The sequence below is a fragment of the Pontibacter chinhatensis genome (genome assembly GCF_900113285.1).
GTDB classification, from domain to species: Bacteria; Bacteroidota; Bacteroidia; order Cytophagales; family Hymenobacteraceae; genus Pontibacter; species Pontibacter chinhatensis.
The window spans coordinates 271,691-294,254 of sequence record NZ_FOOT01000005.1 but is presented as its reverse complement, the minus strand read 5'-3'; the positions used below and the strand labels follow the sequence as shown (position 1 = coordinate 294,254).

Here is a 22,564-nt window from a genome sequence, read left to right as displayed (position 1 = left end):
CCTGAGAGCTACGCTCGCAAGTTTCGAACTCCCGTTCTCACTTGTCCTCAAGGGGACAATTTATACTTGCCATTTACACTGTCATCTCGAGCAGCGCGAGAGATCTATCGGGAACTCTAAACAGATCTCTCCCGAAGGCCGAGATGACAGCAAGGGGAAGCGTGAATTCCATTCATTTTCCTTTATTGTCTCAGTAACTAATGACACCCCTATGGTCCCCTCAAGGGGACAGTTATACTTGTAGCATCGTAAAGGCAGTGGGCTATCGAACCTGTTCCCAGTTTTTCTGCGAGGCGCCTATGCGAGTTTTTCCGGTGCCGAGCTGGAGGCGAGGCAGCCCGAGGCACGAGGGCAGGAAAAGCTCCCAGCGCCGAGCGGGAAAACGAGCCCTCTCGGGCTTGAGAGCTCCAAAGCTAGAGATGAAACAGTAGCTTATGTGAGTCTGGAGGATGAACAGGGGCTAGCAAGGATAGCTTAGTTCCAGTTGCGGGAAGCAGGAGCTATGAAAGTATAAACCGGCAAGTATAAAATAGCACAAGCGGACGCTTGCGCCAGAGAAAGTATAAAGTATAGCCTAAGTATAAAAAGTATAGCCTGAGCACAGAAGTATGGCTCTGCGAGCCAGTCGGATTGCAAATCCGACATTATAGGTAGGCACGGGTTGCAAACCCGCGCCAGCGACTGGGAAGTATAAAGTATGGCTTCAAAACCCTTACTTTATACGCTACCACACATACGTCCCCACAGCCCCGGCATTTAATTTAGTCGCGACCACCTTGCCATGGTGCCTGATGTTAAAGCGTTGTCTGTACTCGCTGTCGTTCAGCACAATCAGCACTGTTTTGCCATCCGGAGTTTTATAAGCCACATTGGGCAACTCCTTCAGCTCGTTGCTTTGCACGCGCACCGAGCCCGGGCGGACGAACTTGGAAGCATGCGCGATGATGTAGTAAGCCGGATTGCGGGTAATGGTGTTGCCATCAATCGTGATGGCGCCGAGGCATTGGGTACAGCCGCCGGGCGTGTGCGGTTTCTGCTGCGGGTCTGCCGCCAGGTTCCACTCCAGCACGGTTCTGCTCCAGTTACGCGGTGCCCCGATAATGAGATTTTTCAGGTGCCAGCGCACATCGCCAGCAAAGTTGCCCGGCGCCCCAATCCACTGCTCGGTAAAGTATAGGTGCTTATCCGGGTGCGCCTCGTGTACTTTGGAGAGGGCATCAATAGTGCCGCCGTACAGGTGGAAGGCAGAGCCATCGATGTACTGCTTCGCCTCCGGGTCGTCGAGTATGGAAATCGGGTAGTCGGGGCGGTCGGCGTTGTGGTCATAGATGACGATTTTGGTGCTGAGGTTAGCCGCTTTAAAAGCTGGGCCTAAACTCTGCTTAATGAAGATAGCCTGATCCTGGGCCTGCATCAGCAGACTGGGGTTATTGCCCGGGTGCAGGGGCTCGTTCTGCACGGTGATAGCATCTAGGATGATTCCCTCTGCCGTCATCCCCTCGATATACTTTACAAAATACCGCGCATAGGCATCGTAATATTCGGGTTTCAGGCTGCCGCCGATGGAGCTGTTGTTGGTTTTCATCCAGGTGGGCGGCGACCAGGGCGAGCCCATGATCAGGATGTCCGGGTTAATGGCCAGGATCTCCTTCAGCACCGGAATGAGGTATTTCTTGTCTGGCGAAAGGTCGAAATGCTCCATCATCTCGTCTGTCTGCCCGGCGGGCAGATCATTATAAGAGAACACTTCCGGGTCCAGGTCCGAGGCGCCGATGCTTACCCGCAGATAGCTCACGCCAATGTTGTTTCCGTCCGTCCCGAACAGCTCCTGAAGTATAGCAGCCCGCTCCTGCGGGGCCATCTGGTGCAGCAGCATCGCACTGCCGCCGGTCAGGGTATAGCCAAAGCCGTCCATACTTTGGAAGGTTTGTGCGTCATCCACCTCAATTGTCTGGAATTGGTTTGAGGATGTCCCGAATGTGATGCTTGAATCCTGTAGCTCGAACAACGAAGACTGTTCCGGTGTAGTGAGCCAGAGCGCCACCTCCGCCCCCGTTGTCTGTTCTTCATCTCCCGAACTTTCCTTCTTGCAAGCGACCAGCCCCGTAAATATTAGCGACACCATGAGCGTGCGGTGCAGGATTTTCTTTGTAAAACTGAGGTTGAGCATGACAGCTGGAGCGTTTAGAGGTACAGAAATCCTATAAAAATAGTAAAAAAAGTATATACTTGGCACCAGAGATAACCAGAAATATAGAATAGCTGTTGTACTAGAAACAAAGGTGCCGTTTTATACGGCTACACCGTACAATTATACTTTAGCGAAAGCAATTGCATGAAGGCTGATCACACTTTACCCACCGATCATTACACACTTACAGTCACCGGCATCCGGGAGGAACGACCTGATTTCAAAACCTTTATCCTGGAACCAGACAAACCCTTGGAATATAAAGCCGGGCAGTACCTCACGCTGGTGCACACGGAGAAAGATGAGGACATACGCCGCTCCTACTCCTTCACCTCCTCTCCTGCCCTTAACGAGCCGCTTAGCATCGGTGTGAGGCGTATTGACAACGGGTTCTTCTCGCGCCGCTTGGTAGACGATGTGCAGGTGGGCGATACATTGTATGCCGCCGGGGCCGCCGGGCTTTTCGTCCTCCCGGAGAACATGCAGGACTATCGGCAGGTGTTTTTGCTGGCAGCCGGAAGCGGCATCACCCCGGAGTTATCGCTGCTCAAAACCATACTTTATACTTGGCCTGATGTGGCCGTAACGCTTATTTACAGCAACAGCAATCCGCAAAAAGCCATCTATAAAGAGGAACTGGAGCAACTGGCAGCGGCTTTCCCGGAGCGTTTCAAGCTGCGGTTCCTGTTCAGCAACTCCCCCGACCTTTCGCAGGCCAGGCTGTACAAGGACTTGCTGCAACAACTGGTGCGGCAGTATGCCTTGGCGCCTCTGCACCAGATACTGTTCTACACCTGCGGCCCGCTGGGCTACATGCGCATGTGCTACTGGGCGCTCACGCAGCAAGGCGTACCACACGAAAACATCCGCCGCGAAAACTTTGATACAACTAAGGTGGCCGTCAAACAAATGCCGCCCGACACCGATCCGCATGAAGTGATACTTCACTACAAAGACCAGGCGTATAACCTGACCGTGGAATACCCGGATACCATACTTCGGGCGGCACGCAAGGCTGGTTTAAACCTGCCCTTCAGCTGCGAGGCCGGCAAGTGCGGTAACTGCACTGCCCGCTGCACCGAAGGCAAGGTATGGATGTCGTACAACGAGGTGCTGACCGAACGCGACCTGCAGCAGGGCCTGGTGCTGACCTGCGTGGGCTACCCGGTAGGCGGTCCGGCACAGTTGGAGTTGAAGTCGTAAGAAAGGCTTTCTCCTCCTGTTTTTCCGGCCGAAACCCGTAACTTTAACCCCGGCGGTAGCCACCGCAACAACACTGGAATTTTAAACGAACGATACTATGAGCTCTGAAGTACGCAGCCTAGAGCCAAAGGCGCTTTGGGAAAACTTTGCTGATTTAAACGCTGTGCCGCGCCCATCCAAAAAGGAGGAGCGCGTAATACAGTTTATACTTGACTTCGGCCACAAACTTGGCCTGGAGACCATCAAGGATGAAGTGGGCAACGTCATCATCAAGAAACCAGCCACCCCAGGCATGGAAAACCGCCAGACCGTGGCCATGCAAAGCCACCTGGACATGGTGCACCAGAAAAACAACGACACCAACTTCGACTTCGACACGCAAGGCATTGACATGTATGTGGACGGCGACTGGGTGAAAGCCCGTGGCACCACGCTGGGCGCTGACAACGGCATTGGGGTGGCTACCATCATGGCCATACTTGCTTCCAAGGACATCCCGCACCCGGCTATCGAGGCACTCTTCACGATTGATGAGGAAACCGGTATGACGGGTGCTTTGGGCCTGAAAGGCGGCCTGCTGGAGGCTAGTATACTTTTAAACCTGGACACCGAAGACGACCGCGAACTGACCATCGGCTGTGCCGGCGGCGTGGACGTAACGGCTAGCGGGAAGTATGAGCAGGAAGCGACACCGGCTGGTATGGCAGGCTACAAGCTTACGGTAAAAGGTCTAACCGGTGGTCACTCGGGCATGGACATCATTCTGGGTCGTGCTAACGCCAACAAACTCATGAACCGCCTGCTGCACCATGCTTCCAGGCAGTTTGACTTGCGCCTTGGAAGTATAGACGGCGGTGGCTTGCGCAATGCTATACCGAGAGAATCGACTGTTGTCATAGCTCTGGCTGAAGGTGACAAAGCAGCATTTGAAAAGTTTGTGGCAGAGCAGCACGCTATACTTGCTCAGGAGTATAAAACCACAGACCCGAACCTGGAGGTGCAAGTGGAGTCGGCAGAAGCTCCTGCTCAGGTGGCCACCCAGGCTTTTACCTCTACTTTCCTCCGCGCCATCTACGCCACGCCAAACGGCATTTACCGCATGAGTCCGGAGATACAGGGGCTGGTGCAGACCTCCAACAACGTGGCGCGCGTGGAGCTGAAAGACGGTGCCTACAAAGTTATGTGCCTCACGCGAAGCGCAGTGGATTCGGAGAAGATGGACCTGGCAGCGGCTATCCAATCGGCACTGGAACTGGCGGGGGCTGAGGTGATGTTGAGCGGCTCTTACCCAGGCTGGACGCCTAACCCGGATGCCTCTATCATCAAGTTGATGAGCGACCTCTACCGCAGCAAGTTCAACAGCGAGCCGGATGTAAACGCTTGCCACGCCGGACTCGAGTGCGGTATCATCGGCGCCAATTACCCAGGCATGGAGATGATTTCCTTTGGCCCCAACATCCGCGGCGCCCACTCCCCTGACGAGAAAGTACAGATCAGATCGGTACAGAAGTACTGGGATTACCTGCTCGAAACCCTGCAGCGCATTCCGGAGAAAGTATAAGTATAAACAGGAGAGCCGCCCGTACTTTGGGCGGCTTTTTTGTTTTAGAATAGAATTGGCTTTTTGGGCTTTCGTAAAAGTACCTTTTGCAGTGCCTGGTCCAACCACCCCTACCCCTCAGAGCTACGCTCGCTACCTTCGAACTCGCGTTCTCGGTAGTCCAAAGAGGGGAGCCTGTTTTTACTGATGCTGAAGTATAGGTTTCGTGGCGAAAGTAAAACACCCCTATAGAGCGCTGCTCGCAAACGGCGAACTCTCGTTCTTGTTTGTCCTCAAGGGGACAGTTATACTTGTTGCATAGCAAAGGCACAAGATATCAATCTTATCCCAGCCTTTGGGTTGAGCGCCTTGTGGATGTTGCGGTGCCCGTAAGGGCAGCCCGCAGCGGAGCGAGGAGCAGCTTCAGACACACCGCGCGATGCCCCAAGGCGAGGCCTCCCGGCCTGGGAGGGCAGAAAGTAAGCTATGCAACAGTAGCTTATGTTAGTCTAGAGGATGAACGGTAGCTAGCAAGGATAGCTTGGTTCAAGCTGTGGAAAGCGGTGGTTAGGAAAGTATAAAGTACAGCCAAAGTATAAAAGTATGGCTCTCTGAGCCAGTCGAGTCACAGACCCGACACCATAGTAGGACACAAGTCTGAAGACTTGCGCCATAAAGAAAATAGCCCTCCGCAGGAAGCGGAAGGCTATTTATACTTCCAAATCTTTATTCTCATACAGACCTGAAAGTTATCTATCAACTATTAAACATCTCCTCATAATACTGATGCGCCATGCGGTTCGACTCGAAATGCGGCACCACGTTGCGCATACTCTGCTTCATGATATGCACCCAGCGGTCTTGGTTGTGGTAATAGACAGGCACAATGTCCTTTTCAAGCAATCGCATCAGGTTGTTGTAATCCTCATCGTCCTGCACCTCGTTGGGTTGGGTGATATCGGCAATGGGCAGCACAAAGCTGTTCTCGCCGTGGCGCGCATACTCGGGCAGCCAGCCGTCCTGCACCGATAAGTTCACGCCGCCGTTCATGGCGGCTGTCATGCCGCTGGTGCCGGAGGCCTCGCGGGGGCGGCGCGGCGTGTTGAGCCAGATATCGCAGCCCTGCTTCAGCTTCCGCGACAGCTCGATTTCGTAGCCGGAGAGCACGGCCACATTCTTTAGTTGCTGGGAGAGCTTCACCAGCTTATTGAACACATTGATGGCACCGTAGTCGAACGGATAAGGCTTGCCGGCCCAAATCACCTGCACCGGCATTTCCTCGTTGTTAATCAGGTCCACGAAGCGCTCAATGTCGCGCACCAGCAGGTCGGCGCGCTTGTAGGCGGCAAAGCGGCGGGCCCACACAATGGTGAGCACATCGGGCCGGAACAGTTTGCCCGCCTGGTCGGCCACTACCTTAAACAGCTGCTTTTTCAGCTCCTCCTTGCGGCTCCGCAATGCCGCATCGTCGTCGCGCTCCTGCGCCTGCCACAGCTCCGTATCGGCCCAAAAGCTAAAGTTCTGCGCATTGGTAATAGCCTTTATCTCGCAAACCCCCTCGTTGTCGTACCACATGTCGCGGGCCACTTCGCCGTGTAGTTGCGACACCCCATTGGCCACCTTGGCCAGGCGCAGGGCGGCTAGCGTATGGTCGAACATCTGCCCGTGCATGGCGGTAATTTCCCGCACCTCCTCCAGCGGCAGTCCGTTAAAGAAGCTCATGCGGTGCAACAGGTAAATGTCGTGCTGCTCGTTGCCGGCCTTCTCCGGTGTATGTGTCGTGAACACCAGGCGCTTTCGCACTTCGTCCAGCTTGCCGAAATCCTCAAACAGTTTGAAAGCCAAAGGCAGGGCGTGGCCCTCGTTCATGTGGTAGATCTCGGCGCCGCCCAAGGCCTCCACCACCTTCGATCCTCCTACGCCGAGAACGATACTTTGCGCAATGCGCGCCTGCGGCTCCGGGTCGTAAAGGCGGTGCGTGATGGTGCGGGCCAGGTGGTCGTTGTCGGGGATGTCGGTGGTGAGAAAGTACATGGGCACGGTGCCGAAAACATCAGGCCGCAGCACCAGCGCCTTCACCAGCACCGGATGCTCGTTTACCAGCACCCGAACCGTAATGCCCGGATCCTCCAGGAAAGAATAGAACTTCTGCTGAAAGTGCGGGCGCATCGTCTGGTCCTCGTTGCGTTCCTGGTCGTAGTAGCCGTACTTCCAGAGCATGCCGATGCCAATCATGTTTTGCCGCAGCTCGTAGGCGCTGCGCATGTGCGAACCCGCCAGAAAGCCCAGGCCGCCGGAGTATACTTTCAGGGCTTGGTCGATGCCATACTCCATGCAGAAGTAGGCCACGCGCTTATTATACTGTTCATTTATCTCGTAGGGATGGTACCATCTGCTATATTGTGAAGCCATAGAGAGCCAGTTGTTTATACTTTACAAAAATCGATTCTTCTGTTATCTCCAGCACATAAACGGTAAAAGCCGGAAATACTGATATACCCAAACCAGGTACGCAGGTTTCACATTTATAGATAGGAATCTTAAAATATGGCTGCATAAGTGCCCTATACTTCCTACCTTTGCAGGGCTTAAATTTTAGTAGATAAATTTAGTTCTTAAAATTAGGAACCAAAAGAACTATCTTATACCTTTGTACTGTTCTTATCCTAGACACACGAGAACAAAGTATAAAAACATGAACCTAACAGACAAGCAGCGGGCATTAATAGAGCGTATCGGTGTTTTCCAGGAGAAATCTGGGATGCAGCCGGTGGCGGGTCGCATTATGGGCCTGCTTTACGTGTCTGACAAGCCGGAGCTTACGTTTGACGAAATCCGGGAGGCGCTAGGCATTAGCAAGAGTGCCACCAGCAACGCCCTGAGCATGCTGCAGCACCTCAACCGCCTGGAGTATGTTACTTACAGCGGCGACCGCAAGCGCTATTTCCGCCTGAAGCTGGACAAATGGCGCGACCTGGTGCTGCAGGGAGTAGAATCCATTACCGACTTCTCGGAAATGCTGCAGGAGGTGGTGGCCGAGCGCACCAGCGAAACGAAAGAGTATAACCAAAACCTGCTGGACGTTGCTGACTTCCTGAAGTACCTGCACACAGAGCTTCCGAAGCTTCTGACGGAGTGGGAGCAGCAGAAGAAGTAATTTTTTTGCCCTAATTAGTTCTTTTAATACAGAACTAACTATAACTATCTAGAACTTAGTAAATTATTCTTAACTACACAACACCGTGATAAAGAAATATTTTTTAGTCGGAGTAATGGCGCTCTTCCTCAAGCCAGCCTTTGCCCAGGAACCGGCCACTACCGGTCAGGTGCAGGAGCTGACGCTGCAGGAAAGCCTGAATTATGCCCTGGAGAACAATGAGAACATCCAGAAGGCATCCTTAGATGAGATTGGCTCTAAATACCAGGTAAAAGAGGCCCGCAGCGCAGGCCTGCCGCAGGTGGATATAAAAGGACAGGGTATCAGAACCATTGAGAAGGCCCGGATAGCTTTACCTGCCGAATTTAACCAGGAAGGCACCGGCCCGCTTATCGCGCAGATGGGTACCGATTACAACATGCAGGCGGGCCTTTCGGTGTCTCAGCTGCTGTTCAGCAAATCATACTTTGTGGGCCTGAAGGCTGCTCAATCGGCTGAAGACCTGTACCGCATCCGCAAGGAAATGACCACTGAGGAGGTGATTTACAACGTGGGCAGCGCTTATTATCAGGTACTGCAAACCCAGGAGCAGTTCAACAACATCAACGCCAACCTGGAGAAACTGACGCAGCTGGAGCGCATCCTGCAACTGCAGTATGAGAACGACCTGGTAAAGAAGGTGGACGTGAACCGCATCAAGGTGAACAAGATAAACCTGGAGAACCAGAAGAAAAGCCTGATGACGGCCTACGAGCAGCAGCAAAACGTGCTCAAGTTCTTCATGGGCATGCCGCTGGAGCAACCTATCAAGCTTAGCGGTTCCGCAGAAGACGCCCTGCTGCTTCAGCAGCCAACAATGGCTAACACCGAGAACCTAGCCCAGAACCGTGCTCAGTACCAGGTGCTCAACAAGCAAAAGGAACTGAAGTCGCTGGAAATGGAGAACGTGAAGGCGGGTTACTACCCTACCCTGTCGGCTTTCGGCAGCTACAACTACCAGACCCAGTACGACGGCCAGCTGTTTGGCAACCCGACAACCATGTGGTTCCCGAACTCGCAGGTGGGCCTGCAACTGAACATCCCGGTGTTTGATGGCCTGCGCAAGAAAGCTCAGGTACAGCAGCGGGAAGTAGAGCTGCAGAAGATTGACCTCGACATCAAGCAATACAACAAAAACACGCAGGTGGAGCTGACCAATGCCGTGGCGCAGCTGCAGAACAGCCAAAGCTCCATTGTGGCGCAGGAGGAGAATGTGAAGCTGGCGCAGGAAGTATACGACACCACGAACCAGCTCTACAAAGAAGGCCTTTCGCCGCTGACGGACCTGCTGAACGCCGAGACATCGCTGCGGGAGGCACAGACCAACCTCAACAACGAAAGACTGAAGTATAAACTGGCCGAATTGAATTACCTGCAGGCCACAGGAGATTTGGAAACACTAACTAAATAAGACATACACGACATACGAAGATGAAGAAGGTAATTTATATCCTGGTTGCGCTGGTTGCTTTGGGTGCTATTGGCTATAAGCTGATGAACAACAAGGAGCAGATGGCTGCCAACGCCGCTGTAGCAGAGATCCGAAGCGAAGCCATCCCGGTAAGCATTACAGAAGTAAAAACGGCCCAACTCGATAAATCCTTTAGAGCACAGGGCAACTTCGCCCCTATCCAGAGCTTGACGCTTTTGTCTGAAACCCAAGGACAGATCCAGAAGGTGCTTAAGCGCAAAGGCGACAAAGTAAAAGCCGGAGAGCTGTTGATTCTGGTGGAGAGCAATACCATGTCCGCTGACCTGGCCACAGCCCAGACAAACGCCGAGAAAGCCAAGAAAGACCTGGAGCGTTTTGAGAACCTGGCCGCCGGTGACGCTATCACGCAGCGCCAGCTGGAGGATGCCCGCCTGGCTGCCAAGTCTACGCAGGCACAACTGGTGGCTGCCCGCCAGCGCCTGGCCAAAACACGCATCACAGCCCCTATCACCGGGGAGATTAATGAGATTTACGTAGAAGTTGGCTCTTACCTGAACGCAGGCACCAAGCTCTACGACATCGTGAACGTGGACAAGCTGAAGCTGCAGGTAAAAGTGAACGAAAGCGAAGTACTGCTCATCGGCAAAGGCGACAAGGTAACGGTGAAAGCGAATGCCGGCTCCGGCCAGGAGTATGAGGGTGTGGTGACCGCCATTGCCGCACAGGCTGACCCTACCCTGAAGTTTGACGTGGAAGTGGAGGTGAAAAACGCCGCCAACAACAACCTGAGAGCTGGTATGTATGGCACGGCCTTCTTTGAGGTAGCCGAGCAGCGCGACGCCATGTTATTGCCACGCGAAACCATTGTAGGCAGCATTCAGAACCCGAGCGTGTACGTGGTGAAAGATGGCAAAGCGACCATGCGCAAAGTGAAAGTAGGTGTGGTGACACAAGACCAGGTGGAAATACTGGATGGCGTGCAGCCTGGCGAGCAGATCGTCAGAAGCGGCCAGATCAACCTGCGCGAAGGCATCAACGTGTCGGTGCTGAAGTAAGCACACCATGGCGCGAGCGTCTTCGCTCGTGACGAAACTATGGCGAGGGCCTCTGGCCCGGTGCCATAGGACCAATGCGGCCAGAGGCCGCACCATCATAAACACGAGCCTGGAGGCTCGCGCTATTACAAAGCAAAATTTCTTTCTTAAGATTATCTAGAAATGAACATAACCAAATTATCGATACAGCGATCAACCCTGGTGGTGGTGGTGTTTACCGTCCTCACCCTGCTGGGGATTGTCAGCTACCAATCGCTTAACTACGAGCTGCTGCCCAAGTTCAGCCCGCCGGTGCTTACCGTAAGTACCATTTACCCCGGTGCCTCGCCAAACGAGGTGGAGAACTCCGTAACCAAGGAGATTGAGGACGTGCTGTCTTCGCTGGAGAACGTGAAGGAGATGAAGAGTACCTCACTGGAGAGCTTTTCCATCATCACCATCCAGCTGAACCAGGGCACCAATGTGGACCTGAGCCTGCAGGACGCGCAGCGCAAGATCAACACCATTCTGGCTAAGCTGCCGGAGGATGCGGACGCGCCAACGCTGAACAAGTTCGACTTCGACGACCTGCCTATCATTAAGATGGGTGCCACAGCCAACATGACCCCGACTGAGTTCTACGACCTGATCGACAAGAAGATCAAGCCGGAGCTGTCCAGGGTGCCAGGTATGGCGGCCATTAAAGTACTGGGTGGCCAGGAGCGCGAGATCAAGGTAAACATCAACGCCAGCAAGCTGGAAGCCTACAACCTGTCTATCTTGCAGGTACAGCAGAAAATCGGCAACTCCAACCTCGACTTCCCGACCGGAAGAATCAAGCAGGAAAGTGGCCAGACCCAAATCCGACTGGCTGGTAAGTTCCAGTCGCTGGACCAGCTGCGCAACCTGGTGTTGCGCGATGACCTGAACGGTATTGTTCGCCTCTCTGACGTGGCCGAAGTACAGGACACGCAGAAGGACATCGAGGTAATGAACCGTATCAACCAGAAGGCCTCGGTGGGTATCACCATCCAGAAGCAGTCTGATGCGAATGCTGTGGAAGTAAGCCGCCTGACCAAGGAAGCGCTTGCCAAGCTGGAGCAAACCTATGCGGCCGAAGGCCTGCAATTTAACATTGCCAACGACTCCTCCGACTTTACGCTGGAGGCTGCCGACTCGGTAATGCACGACCTTATTATTGCGGTTATACTGGTGGCTGTGGTGATGTTGCTGTTCCTGCACTCGCTGCGCAACGCCGTGATTGTAATGATCTCTATCCCGGCCTCTTTGGTGGCAACCTTTATTGTAATGTTCCTGCTGGGTTACTCCCTGAACCTGATGTCGCTGCTGGCGCTCTCGCTGGTGGTAGGTATCCTGGTGGACGACGCCATTGTGGTGATTGAGAACATTCACCGCCACATGGAGATGGGCAAGAAGCCGGCTCAGGCCGCTTACGATGGTATCCGCGAGATTATGGCAACGGTAACTTCCATTACGCTCGTAATCGCGGTGGTGTTTATCCCGATTGCCCTGTCTTCAGGTCTGGTGTCCGACATTCTGCGTCAGTTTGCCGTGGTAGTAGCGGTAGCAACCATGATTTCCCTGTTCGTGGCCTTTACGCTGATTCCGTTGCTGGCCAGCCGTTTCTCGCGCCTGGAACATATCTCTGACACGAATATTTTCGGCAGGTTTATACTTGCCTTCGAGCGCCTGCTGGACAGAATCATCGATGGTTTTACAGCTGCGCTGCAGTGGGCTTTCAACCATAAGTTCATCACGCTTGGCGTTACTGTTTTGATGCTGGTTGCTTCGTTTATGCTGCCCAAGTATGGCTTTATCGGTTCGGAGTTCGTTCCGTCCGGTGACCGTGGTGAGGTGAGCCTGATGCTGGAGCTACCCAAGAACGCCACTGTAGAGCAAACCAACTTTGCGACACAACAGGTAGAAGAATACCTGCTGGCCATCCCGGAGGTAAAGAAAGTATTTACCACAGTAGGTACTACTTCTACAGCTCAGGAAGGCCAGAACACAGCTTATAAGGCCGAGGTATCGGTAACCCTGGTGGACGTGAAGGAGCGTAGCTACAGCACAAACCAGTTCGGTCGCCAGGCAAAAGCTGACATTGAGAGCCGAATTCCGGACGTGGAAGTGACGCCGACCCCGGTAGGTCTGGTAGGTAACGCGCAGGCGCCAATCCAAATCATCGTATCCGGTTCTAACCTGGACTCTGTCATGGCCTTCTCGCAAAAAGTGGTGGACATAACAGAGAACGTGGAGGGTACCGTGGACGTGGAAACTTCGGTGGAGGGTGGTAACCCTGAGATTGAGGTAGTAGTGGACCGTGATAAGATGGCCAGTGTTGGCCTGTCGCTGGAGAACGTTGGTGCAAGCATGCAGCTGGCCTTCAATGGTAACTCCGACATTACCTTCCGCTCCGGCACCGAGGACTATGACATCAACATCCGCCTGGATGAGTTCGACCGCCGCAGCGTGACCGACATCGGCAACCTGTCTTTTGTGAACAACCAGGGCCAACTGGTGCGTCTGGCGCAGTTCGCTGATATTAAGCAGTCAACCGGTCCGTCGCAATTGGAGCGTTACAACCGTGTGACTTCCGTAACCGTGACTTCCCAGGTAATTGGCCGTCCGTCCGGTTCCATCGGTACTGATATCCAGGCCAAGATGGCTGAGGTGGACATGCCGAGCGGCATTACGGTTGAGTTTGGCGGTGACCTAAAGAACCAGAGCGAAGGTTTCGGTACGCTGGGTATTGCCCTGATGGCTTCCATCATCTTCGTGTACCTGATCATGGTGGCGCTTTACGACTCATACGTGTACCCGCTGGTGGTACTGTTCTCTATTCCGCTGGCGATTATTGGTGCCTTGCTGGCCCTGGCGCTGGCTGCCCAGTCGCTGAGCATCTTCTCCATACTTGGTATTATCATGATGATTGGTCTGGTAGCCAAGAACGCGATTATGGTGGTGGACTTTACCAACAACCTGAAAGCGGAAGGCGTGCCGGTGAAGGAGGCCCTGATAGAAGCCGTTCGAATCCGTTTCCGCCCTATCCTGATGACGACGCTGGCGATGGTGATTGGTATGTTGCCGATTGCGCTGGCAGGTGGCTCTGTGGGTGCCGTGAAGAACGGCCTGGGCTGGGCCCTGATTGGTGGTCTGAGCTCTTCGATGTTCCTGACCATGATTGTGGTGCCGATCATCTACTATGGCTTCGACCGCATCCTGGCCAAGTTCGGACTGGATAAGAAAACCGTTATCGAGCTGGAAGAAAAATCAATGGAGGAGCTGGAGCACGAAACAAAGGCGCTGGAAGAGAAGAAGATGGCGCACGAGTTCGCCCACTAAGATAATTTTCTGTAATACCTATAATGACTGTTTAAAACTTGATTTCCGGGGGCTGCTGGCTCCCGGAAATTTATCTTAGCCAGAACAGTTTCTGAAAATCAATTTTACCTGATTTACCCTTAATGCCATGAACAATGTTAGTCTTAACACCCAGGCAATTCAGAACGAGGTGGTGAACATCATCACATCCGTTACAAACATTAACCCCAACCGCCTGCTGCAGGTCCGCGACCTGACCAGGCTAGGTCTTGATATTATCGACGTGGTGGATATCATTCTGCAGGTGGAGAAAACCTACCAGTTGACGATACCTGACGAGGTGCCGGTTTATACGTTAGACGACTTCGTGAATTACGTATCTACCCAAACCCTGAAACAGGCAAGCTAAAATCGGATGCCTTCAACAGAAAAGGGAGCTGCAAGTATAAGTTGCAGCTCCCTTTTTTATTTTCTAAAGTATACGTTTATACTTCATTTATACTTTGGTTCTCTCTCGCTCCAGAAGTATAATTCATACTTAGTTTATACTTTGCTCTCAGGATTTATACTTCAAAAATATAGTATGTTGGGTCATAACCCTCTTGCTGAAGTATAGGCCTGGATACGTTAAAAACCTTTACTCCTTTGGATGTCTCGCCCTCCAGTGTGCCGATGTGCGCATGCCCGTGAAAGGCTGCGATAACTCCCCGGCGGTTGATTGGCTCGGCCAAACGCGAAGACCCCAGGAAGGGGAAAATCTGCTCGGGCTCCCCTACTACCGTGGCCTTAATCGGAGCATAGTGTAGCACAGCGATCTTCTTGATATCGATATGATCGTTTTCGAGGCGAGCCAGGGCACCGTCCAGTTTCAGGGCTTCATCCACGGCCTCCTGCACAAAGCTTTTGATCATGGGCTCTCCGAACATACCCAGCATGCCTCTGTCAAAGCCGCCGCCAAAGCCTTTTACGCCAGCAAAGCCCACATCCCCGATCACGATACTGTCGCCATCCAGGACATATACGTTATCCCGCAATAGAGCCTTCCGGATACTTTTCTGGTTGTCGCGCTCATAATCGTGGTTGCCCAACACCGCTACTACTGGTATGGTGCATACTTTCATTTCCTGGGCCAGCACCTCCGCCTCGGCGGTGCGTCCGGTGTCGGTCAGGTCGCCGCAGAGCAGCAGCACATCCGCCTCCTCCGACGCCTTCCTGAAAAACTCCTCCCATTTTCCGCGGTCCGTCTCCCGCACATGTATATCCCCTACTGCCGCAATCCTGGTTTTCTTCTCTTTTTTTGTAGCCATGCCTTACTAAACAGATCTGATGGTAACTACCTTAAAGTCCCATTCCGTGATGTCGATTTTATACTGTGTCTGGTCGATGAGCGGGCCGCGGCAGATTTTCTCCTTCGGCGCCGGCATCTCCAGCTCATCCTTGGCACGCTTAAACAGGTCATCCACCAGCCACTTAGGTATCAAATCCCGCTCCGACGGGTACACGAACTGGAACGAGAGGAACTGCGCCAGCAGCAGCTGCCAGTGCGTTTCCATGTGCTGCCACAGCCATTTCCAGTCCAGGCGGTCGCCGTAGCGCAGGATGATGTGGTTGATGTCGGCTCCGTCGTAGCGCTCTCTGTTCTGTACGTACAGCTTCGACCAGATAAGGGTTTCGGCAGGGATCACCTTTACCTTGATGCCCAGCAGTTCGCTTTGGGTGGCGCGCTCAAACCAGCTGTCGTCCACGGCGCAGTGGTTGCCGGGGTTGTTGAAGATGATGTCCATGAAATGGTCGCCGCGGATGGCCTTGGCCAGCCAGCGTACGTCGGTAAGCTCGGTCTCAAACCCGTTTTCCTTGAAGGCCTTGAGTAGCGCGGGTGTGTCGCTGCCCTTGCAAAACACGTCCAGGTCCTTCGTGTCGCGCAAGATATCGGTATATAGGCGCAGTGCAAAGCCCCCGCCCACCATAAAGTCGATGTTGCTCTCGGTCATGATGCTCAGGGCCTCGCGGTAGAACTCATGCGCATCCTGGCGATGAATCCCCTCTTGTAGTTCTATTACTTTAGCCATTATAGGTCTTATGTCTTGTTGTTGGTTGATACTGGCAGCCGCCGGTGCAGGCTGCAGCTATCCTTGGTGGGGTACTGCTTTGGGAGCAGCTCTTTGTGGTTTGCACACCAAAGCAGCGTAGAGATGTTGTACTATACAAAAGGGCGGTTGGTTGCCTGCTTTTGAACAAATTATCTGTATTGTGGCCTACAAGGCTCTAAACCAAAGTATAGCAAAAGCATTTATTGTACTATAACAAGTATAAATTATTTGAGTGGCTTGTTCGTAACATAGAAGGGAATGTTGGCGGTGGCCAGGTTGTTCTGCCCGTCGCGCAGGTACAGGTACAGCCGATACGCGCCCTCTTCCTGCGGGGTGTGCAGCCATACTTTGGTCCCCTCCTGCCGCACCAGCATGTCGGCCACCGGCGCGGGCTTTTCCTGCTTGTCGGCATTGCCATCCTGCACCTCCGACTCGGGCAGCACCTCCCACTGCACCTGCAGCGAGTCCTGCTCAGGGTCATAGGTAAAGGCGGCTCCCTCGAAGGTATGGCCAGGCCTCAGGTAGATTTGGTCGAAAGCGAACTTTTCGTCCAGGGTAAGGTAAGCGATGTAAGGCGGCTTGTTCAGCATGGCGGTGGCCGTATCGCCCCAAAGCTGTCGCATTTCGTGCACCAGGGCCGTTTCTTCGCCCTGCTCGTTTATCAGGCTAAACCAGGTGGGCGTGGTCTCCTGCTTATTACCCCACAGAAACACATAGGAGCCCAGGCAGCGGCTGGTGTCTGCCAGCACCGACTGCTCGTAGCGCTGGCGGGCAAATTCGGCCTTCTCCGAGCTTGTCTGCTCGATGGGGGCCATCCACCAGGTATAATAAGACTCCCAATAGCCGCGGGCGCCGAATTCTGACACCACATAAGGGCCTTTCCAGTCGGTTTTGGCCAGTTCTCCGGGCAGGTTGTGCATCGCTCCAAAGGAGTTGATGGAAAGGATATCCAGCGCCGGCACCCGCTTGACGATCAGGTTTACGACCTTGTGGGGCACGTTCATGATGGTCGTGGTGGTGGGGTGGTCGGGGTCTACTTCGTGGATCATCTCGGCAATCCCGTTCACGGCGTCCCATACTTTCACGTTGGAGCCATCAGCATAGAGTTCGTTTCCGATGCCCCACATCAGCAGGGCCGGATGGTCTTTATACTTGAGCACTACCTCGCGCAGCTCCTCCCGCTGCTTGGCTACCAGCTTTTTATCGTAGTAGTTGAAGCCCTCACGCTCGCGGGCCATCCACAGGCCCAGGGTCACGGTAAGCCCGTGGGCATGGGCCGAGTCGAGCACTTGCTGGGCGTTATCGGTGTGCCACACCCGCACCGAGTTGCCGCCATACTTGCTCAAGCGGCCAAAATACTCGTAGCCGGCAGCGCCTTTAATAAAGTATGGCTCTCCGTCCCGCATCAACAGGAAGCTCTCTCCTTTCTTTACCACTTCCACCTTTCTGCCCTTGGGTTTATACTTCTCGGCAAGGTCTGGGGAGGTGCTGCAGGCAAAGAGCAGCTGGCTTAACATAAGGTATAATACAATATTGGGCAGGAGCCTCATAGGCGAAGGGTGAAACATAGTGGTGTGGCGGAACGGAAGATTTTTTTCAATCCAAACGCAGAGGTTTACGCAGAACATTTCCGCTTGTTTCAAGTATAAGGAGCTTGATAAAACGCAATTAATACTATATAAGCATCCTTAAAAAGTACTTTCCACACCGATGCGCTTACCCAACTTCACCTTTACATCCTAAAGCAGAGGTACCTCATGCGACACTTTTTCTCCGCTTCACATACAACTACTGAAATACAGGAAAATAACCAGGAACAGGCGCAACTGCGGCGCGACGTGCGCACCATTCGCTTCATGATTTGGATGGGCCTGCTCACAATGGCGCTCTTCCTCTACTGGTTTATAGATGAGGACCACATCGGTTACGAGCCGCTGTACTGGCTCCTGACCACGGCCCTGACCTTCAAACTTTTGCGCACGCTGCACGAGTGGTACCATTACTACGCCGTCAGCATACCCGAGAAGCCCGAGTTGCGCACCAGGTATACAGTAGACATCCTGACCACCTATTGCCCCGGCGAGCCGCATAGCATGGTCATCAACACACTGGAGGCGATACAGAACATCCGCTACCCCCATACCACCTACCTCTGCGACGAAGGCAACGACCCGGTGCTGAAGGCAGAATGCGAGCGGCTGGGGGTGGTGCACGTGACCCGCACCGAAAAAATAAACGCCAAGGCCGGCAACATCAACAACGCCCTGAAGCAAGCCACCGGCGACATCTGCCTTATCCTGGACCCCGACCATATACCCGAGCCGGATTTTCTGGACGAGGTGCTGCCCTACTTTGAGGACCCGGAGGTTGGCTTTGTGCAGGTGGTGCAGGGCTATTATAACCAGAAGGAAAGCCTGGTAGCCTACGGGGCAGCCGAGCAGACCTATAGCTTCTACGGCCCTATGATGATGGGCATGAACAGCTACGGCACGGTGCAGGCCATCGGGGCCAACTGTACCTTCCGCCGCAAGGCGCTGGATAGCATAGGCGGGCACGCGGCAGGGCTGGCTGAGGACATGCACACGGCCATGCAGCTGCACGCCCAGGGCTGGAAATCGAAGTATGTGCCCAAGATGCTGAGCCGGGGACTGGTACCGGGCACCCTGGCCGCCTACTACAAGCAGCAGATCAAGTGGGCGCGTGGCACTTTTGAGCTGCTGTTTATGGTCTACCCGAAGCTGTTCCGCCACTTTACGCTGCGTCAGAAAATCCACTACTTTACCCTGCCCCTCTACTACCTGTTCGGCGTTTTCAACCTCATCGACTTTTTAATTCCGGTGCTGGCGCTGGTGCTGGTGGAGTTTCCGTGGTATGTGTCGCTTGGAGAGTTTGTGGTGATGTTTGCGCCCTTCTTCTGCATCTCCATCTGCATCCGGCAGTTTGCGCAGCGCTGGTACCTGGAGAAAAATGAGAAGGGTTTCCACCTTTTCGGCGGTATCCTGCGCACCGGCACCTGGTGGATATTTTTGCTAGGGTTTGTTTACTCCATCCTGCGCGTGAAGGTGCCCTACATCCCGACTCCCAAGGACGATAAACCGAAAAACAACTACCTGCTGAGCCTGCCTAACTTCCTAATTATAGTTGCCAGCTTCTGGGCTATTGCCTACAGCCAGTTGGAGTACGGCCACCTGTATGACAATCCCTATGTGCAGATGATGGCGCTCTTTACCCTGACCAACGTGGCAATTTTGGGCAGTATCGTGGTGATTGGGCAGGAGCGCTTTATGCAATGGGTGCGACACTACCTGTTGCATGCTCGCTTGTTGCAGCCCCTCTTTATGCCGCTGCGCTATGCTATCTGGCGTACGCGCCACGGATTTTACGACGGCATCCGCTTTGCGTCCGTGCTGGTGGTCATGGTGGCCACGGTGGTTTCGGTGAGCTTTATTTTCGGGAAGGACGAGTTGCTACGCTACTGGGGTGAGCGTTCGGTGGAGGCTTCCCCCACTTCCGAAACCGCAGCCCAGGCACTCACGCCTGCCAGGCCACTACCTCACAAGCCGGTAAACTAATCGCCTCAACCCCTGCGGCGCCTATGCGTTTAGATAAAAGTGAACTTGCTTTTAAACCTAAAAACCAAAAAGCTATGAATTCAGATTATTCTAATCGTTCTGGAAGAGGCGACAGCCGGGACTTTCATACCCATCGCTCAGACCGCTACCGCTATCCGGAGAGGGACAGCAGCTATCACTTTGATGATTATGGCTCTTCGGCCCGGGGCGGCTACGGCAACGAGGGCTACAGCGACACTTGGGGCAATCAAGGCAACGAGATGGGAGGCTCCAGAAACGTAGCCAACCGTGGCTTCAGCACCTACGACACAGGCCGAAACTTCGGCAACATGGGTAGCTACGGCGGTGCCCAGGGTTTCGGTGATTACCGGGGCGGCCAGCATCCGCAAGGAAGCAACTACAATTACTACAGCGGCATGGGCTCCCGCGGAGAGAGTGGCATGGGACAGCAGCGCCACAGAAGCCACGGCTATGAAAGCGACTACGACAGCCACGGCTCCGGCTATAACAACGAGATGGGTTCCTCGCTCTACGGCTCGGACACGTCACGCAGATTTCAAGGCTCCGACCAGGGCCGCTATGACTTCGACCGCGACAACTACAACCAGGGCAGCGGCAGCTTCCACAGTTCTGACAGAGACAGAGGCTCTTCTGGCTACGGCAGTTCTGGCGGCGGCTACATGGGCAGTGGTTACAGCCGCTCCAGCCGCAGCGACTACGGCACTGGCAACTATGGCTCTATGGGTAGCTACGACCGGGGCAGCAGCAGTATGAACTACGGAGAACCTTACAGCATGCGCGATACGAGCAGCCGCTACACGGAGTACCCGAACGATACCTATGCCCGCGACGCGGAAAATACGCGCATCCAGCACCGCGACAGCGACTATGACTACGACCCTAACCACAGCTTTGACGTGCGCCGGGACCCGGAATACATCCGGAGCCATAACCGCAGCCGCACCTGGGACCGTGGACATGAAGGCAACAGGGATTATGACCGTTATTGATTCTAAATAAAGTATAGAAGTATGAAAGCGCAGCCTCTATGTTGCGCTTTTATACTTTACAGCAACCTGCGGTCCCGTTCCTGGCGCAAGTCTTCAGACTTGGGACTAAATATGATGTCGAGTCTCTGACTCGATTGGCTTGAAAAGCCATACTTATTCTTTAGCTATACTTTATACTTGAGCTATACTTGCTGATTTATACTTTCGCTGCGCGAGCTTGTAGCTCATGCTTTTTATACTTTGGCCATACTTTCCTAGCCACCGCTTCCCGCAACTGGAAGCAAGCTATCCTTGCTAGCATCCGTTCATCCTCTAGCTCCCACCAACGTCTCGTTGCATCTCTGGCTTTCTGCCCTCCTAGGCCGGGAGGCCTCGCCTTCGGGCATCGCGCGGTGTGCCTGAAGCTGCCTCCGCTCTGCTTCGGCTGCCGCATCCGCGGCACCGCAACATGCACAAGGCGCTCAACCCGAAGGCTGGGAATTATTCGATAGCTGCTGCCCCTACTGTCATCTCGACCTTTGGGAGAGATCTGAAGAGAACTCCGGATAGAGCTCTCACAGCTACGCTGGCTCTTTTCGGCTCCCGCCTCAAGAGTACTCGAGATGACAGAGAGAGAGGTAAGTATAAACTGTCCCCTTGAGGACAAGCGAGAACGAGAGTTCGAAGCTTGCGAGCAAAGCTCAATAGGGGTGCAATCGTGTACTGAGATTCCCCTCCTCGGAGGGGCTGGGGTGGGTTTATACTTCGAGAGAACAGCAGTTACGAAGCTTATACTCAGCATCAGCAGTTACAGGCCCGCCTTAGACTACCGAGAACGGGAGTTCGAAGGTAGCGAGCGCAGCTCTGAGGGGTAGGGATGGTTGGACCCGGTATTACTAAAAAGCTCAGTTACTTGTTCTTAGCGCTGGCCCAAGGTGGGTTAATACCTTGTAGAGCTGCTTAGACCTGGCACTGCAGGTTTATACTCTAATAGGTAAAAATAAACGCTGTTAGAGACCTAACCCCATTCCCAGCATGACTACGGAATACAAAGACTCTTCAGGTCCCGCATACTTCCGTAGAACACATTACAATCCACAGTTGCGTCTATGCCTCCTATGAATCCTTTATCGGTGTGCTGCCAGAAAGCAAGTTTGCGGGTGTTGCTTCGCTCCAGGTTTAATTTAGGCACATCGTAGTGCGCAATCCAGAGGGGGTAGCTGTCGAAGTGGCCTTGCAGATAATCTTTATAAAAGTAGTAGCCGGTGTAAATGATGGGCTTGGTACCGTAGGCATTCTCTACATGGTCCAGCCATACTTTCAGGTCTCTCCGGAACTTGTCGATAGGTTTACGGCCGCGTACCTCTACGTCCAGCACAGGCGGTAAGTCGCCGCTCTGCAGCTGCACCAGGGAGGTAAAGTTTCGGGCTTGCTTCTCCGGGTCTAGGTAAGGCAGGTAAAAGTGATAAGCGCCCCGGATAATGCCCGCTTCGGCAGCCCCAGCCCAGTTTTGTTCAAACTTCTTATCCCGCAGCGATATCCCTTCGGTGGCCTTCACGAAGGCAAAGGTAATTTCGTGCTCCCGCACCTTTAGCCATTCAATGTCCTTCTGGTAATGGCTGACGTCGATTCCGTAGATGGTATGCCCCTCCGGCCAGACAGGCTTTGACTTTACTACGAAATACTCCACATAGAACACCAGCAGCACAATTCCCACTAAAACAGCCAGCCCCACCCAGAAACGCTTGGGCACGCCGCCCGTGCGTTGCTTCTTGCGCGGCTGACGGGGTTTGGGCACCCGTTTGGCGGGCGGCTTTACAGTGGGGGCTTTCTTTAAGGGTGGTTTGGTAGTGGTGGCCATAGCTCTTCCCTGCAAAAGTATAAAGCCAAGCGTAATTTGCCAGCGCTCCGGCTAAAATCAGCTGCGTCCTCGCTCCCTACAAGTATGGCAGCTTCGGAAACATGCTCAGGTTAT

At 53.8% G+C, this 22,564-nt stretch carries 16 protein-coding genes; 9 read left to right on the top strand and 7 right to left on the bottom strand.

The window, feature by feature from the left end; genetic code table 11:
- Positions 1-474 precede the first annotated feature (474 nt).
- Positions 475-645 carry a hypothetical protein gene (locus BM040_RS21820; RefSeq protein ID WP_175491089.1) on the bottom strand — a complete coding sequence of 57 codons (171 nt, stop codon included), beginning with the start codon at positions 643-645 and terminating at the stop codon, positions 475-477.
- A 79-nt stretch (positions 646-724) separates the two neighbouring features.
- Positions 725-2,170 (bottom strand): glycoside hydrolase family 30 protein, encoded by a 1,446-nt coding sequence (locus BM040_RS15595; protein ID WP_245756248.1) that lies wholly within the window; start codon positions 2,168-2,170, stop codon positions 725-727.
- 165 nt (positions 2,171-2,335) lie between these two features.
- Between BM040_RS15595 and BM040_RS15590 the strand changes: the two genes are divergently transcribed.
- Positions 2,336-3,394, top strand: coding sequence for a ferredoxin--NADP reductase (locus BM040_RS15590; protein WP_092103460.1), 1,059 nt, complete (start codon positions 2,336-2,338; stop codon positions 3,392-3,394).
- 97 nt (positions 3,395-3,491) lie between these two features.
- The gene (locus BM040_RS15585) at positions 3,492-4,955 is read left to right on the top strand and encodes an aminoacyl-histidine dipeptidase (RefSeq protein WP_092103458.1); all 1,464 of its coding nucleotides are present in this window, start codon (positions 3,492-3,494) and stop codon (positions 4,953-4,955) included.
- Positions 4,956-5,690: 735 nt separating this feature from the next.
- On the opposite strand, the gene glgP is transcribed toward BM040_RS15585, so the two are convergent.
- Positions 5,691-7,346: an alpha-glucan family phosphorylase gene (gene glgP / locus BM040_RS15580; RefSeq protein ID WP_092103456.1), complete on the bottom strand. Its 1,656-nt coding sequence runs from the start codon at positions 7,344-7,346 to the stop codon at positions 5,691-5,693.
- Between the two features lie 283 nt (positions 7,347-7,629).
- Between glgP and BM040_RS15575 the strand changes: the two genes are divergently transcribed.
- The 5 genes from BM040_RS15575 (at position 7,630) to BM040_RS15555 (ending at position 14,347) form a co-directional block, all read left to right on the top strand.
- The gene (locus tag BM040_RS15575) at positions 7,630-8,091 is read left to right on the top strand and encodes a GbsR/MarR family transcriptional regulator (RefSeq protein ID WP_092103454.1); all 462 of its coding nucleotides are present in this window, start codon (positions 7,630-7,632) and stop codon (positions 8,089-8,091) included.
- Between the two features lie 85 nt (positions 8,092-8,176).
- Complete coding sequence (locus BM040_RS15570; protein WP_245756247.1) at positions 8,177-9,541, top strand: TolC family protein; 1,365 nt, start codon at positions 8,177-8,179, stop codon at positions 9,539-9,541.
- Positions 9,542-9,561: 20 nt separating this feature from the next.
- Positions 9,562-10,617 (top strand): efflux RND transporter periplasmic adaptor subunit, encoded by a 1,056-nt coding sequence (locus tag BM040_RS15565; RefSeq protein ID WP_092103450.1) that lies wholly within the window; start codon positions 9,562-9,564, stop codon positions 10,615-10,617.
- A 162-nt stretch (positions 10,618-10,779) separates the two neighbouring features.
- Entirely contained in the window at positions 10,780-13,959 is a 3,180-nt protein-coding gene (locus BM040_RS15560; protein ID WP_092103448.1) for an efflux RND transporter permease subunit, read from the top strand.
- 127 nt (positions 13,960-14,086) lie between these two features.
- Positions 14,087-14,347, top strand: coding sequence for an acyl carrier protein (locus BM040_RS15555; protein WP_139217823.1), 261 nt, complete (start codon positions 14,087-14,089; stop codon positions 14,345-14,347).
- 154 nt (positions 14,348-14,501) lie between these two features.
- Here BM040_RS15555 and BM040_RS15550 read toward each other — a convergent pair whose 3' ends face one another.
- From BM040_RS15550 to BM040_RS15540, 3 genes are all read right to left on the bottom strand, one after another.
- Positions 14,502-15,245 carry a metallophosphoesterase family protein gene (locus BM040_RS15550; RefSeq protein WP_092103446.1) on the bottom strand — a complete coding sequence of 248 codons (744 nt, stop codon included), beginning with the start codon at positions 15,243-15,245 and terminating at the stop codon, positions 14,502-14,504.
- A 6-nt stretch (positions 15,246-15,251) separates the two neighbouring features.
- Entirely contained in the window at positions 15,252-16,007 is a 756-nt protein-coding gene (locus BM040_RS15545; protein WP_092103444.1) for a nucleotidyltransferase, read from the bottom strand.
- Positions 16,008-16,252: 245 nt separating this feature from the next.
- Entirely contained in the window at positions 16,253-17,545 is a 1,293-nt protein-coding gene (locus tag BM040_RS15540) for a glycoside hydrolase family 2 TIM barrel-domain containing protein (RefSeq protein ID WP_245756246.1), read from the bottom strand.
- A 240-nt stretch (positions 17,546-17,785) separates the two neighbouring features.
- Here BM040_RS15540 and BM040_RS15535 point away from each other — a divergent pair, with 240 nt between their 5' ends.
- Together BM040_RS15535 and BM040_RS15530 are read left to right on the top strand one after the other, a co-directional pair.
- Positions 17,786-19,600 carry a glycosyltransferase gene (locus tag BM040_RS15535; RefSeq protein ID WP_092103442.1) on the top strand — a complete coding sequence of 605 codons (1,815 nt, stop codon included), beginning with the start codon at positions 17,786-17,788 and terminating at the stop codon, positions 19,598-19,600.
- 74 nt (positions 19,601-19,674) lie between these two features.
- Positions 19,675-20,610, top strand: a complete 936-nt coding sequence (locus BM040_RS15530; RefSeq protein ID WP_139217822.1) for a hypothetical protein — start codon at positions 19,675-19,677, stop codon at positions 20,608-20,610.
- A gap of 1,018 nt (positions 20,611-21,628) precedes the next feature.
- Here BM040_RS15530 and BM040_RS15520 read toward each other — a convergent pair.
- Positions 21,629-22,465 (bottom strand): glycoside hydrolase family 25 protein, encoded by an 837-nt coding sequence (locus tag BM040_RS15520; protein WP_245756245.1) that lies wholly within the window; start codon positions 22,463-22,465, stop codon positions 21,629-21,631.
- Positions 22,466-22,564: the final 99 nt, after the last annotated feature.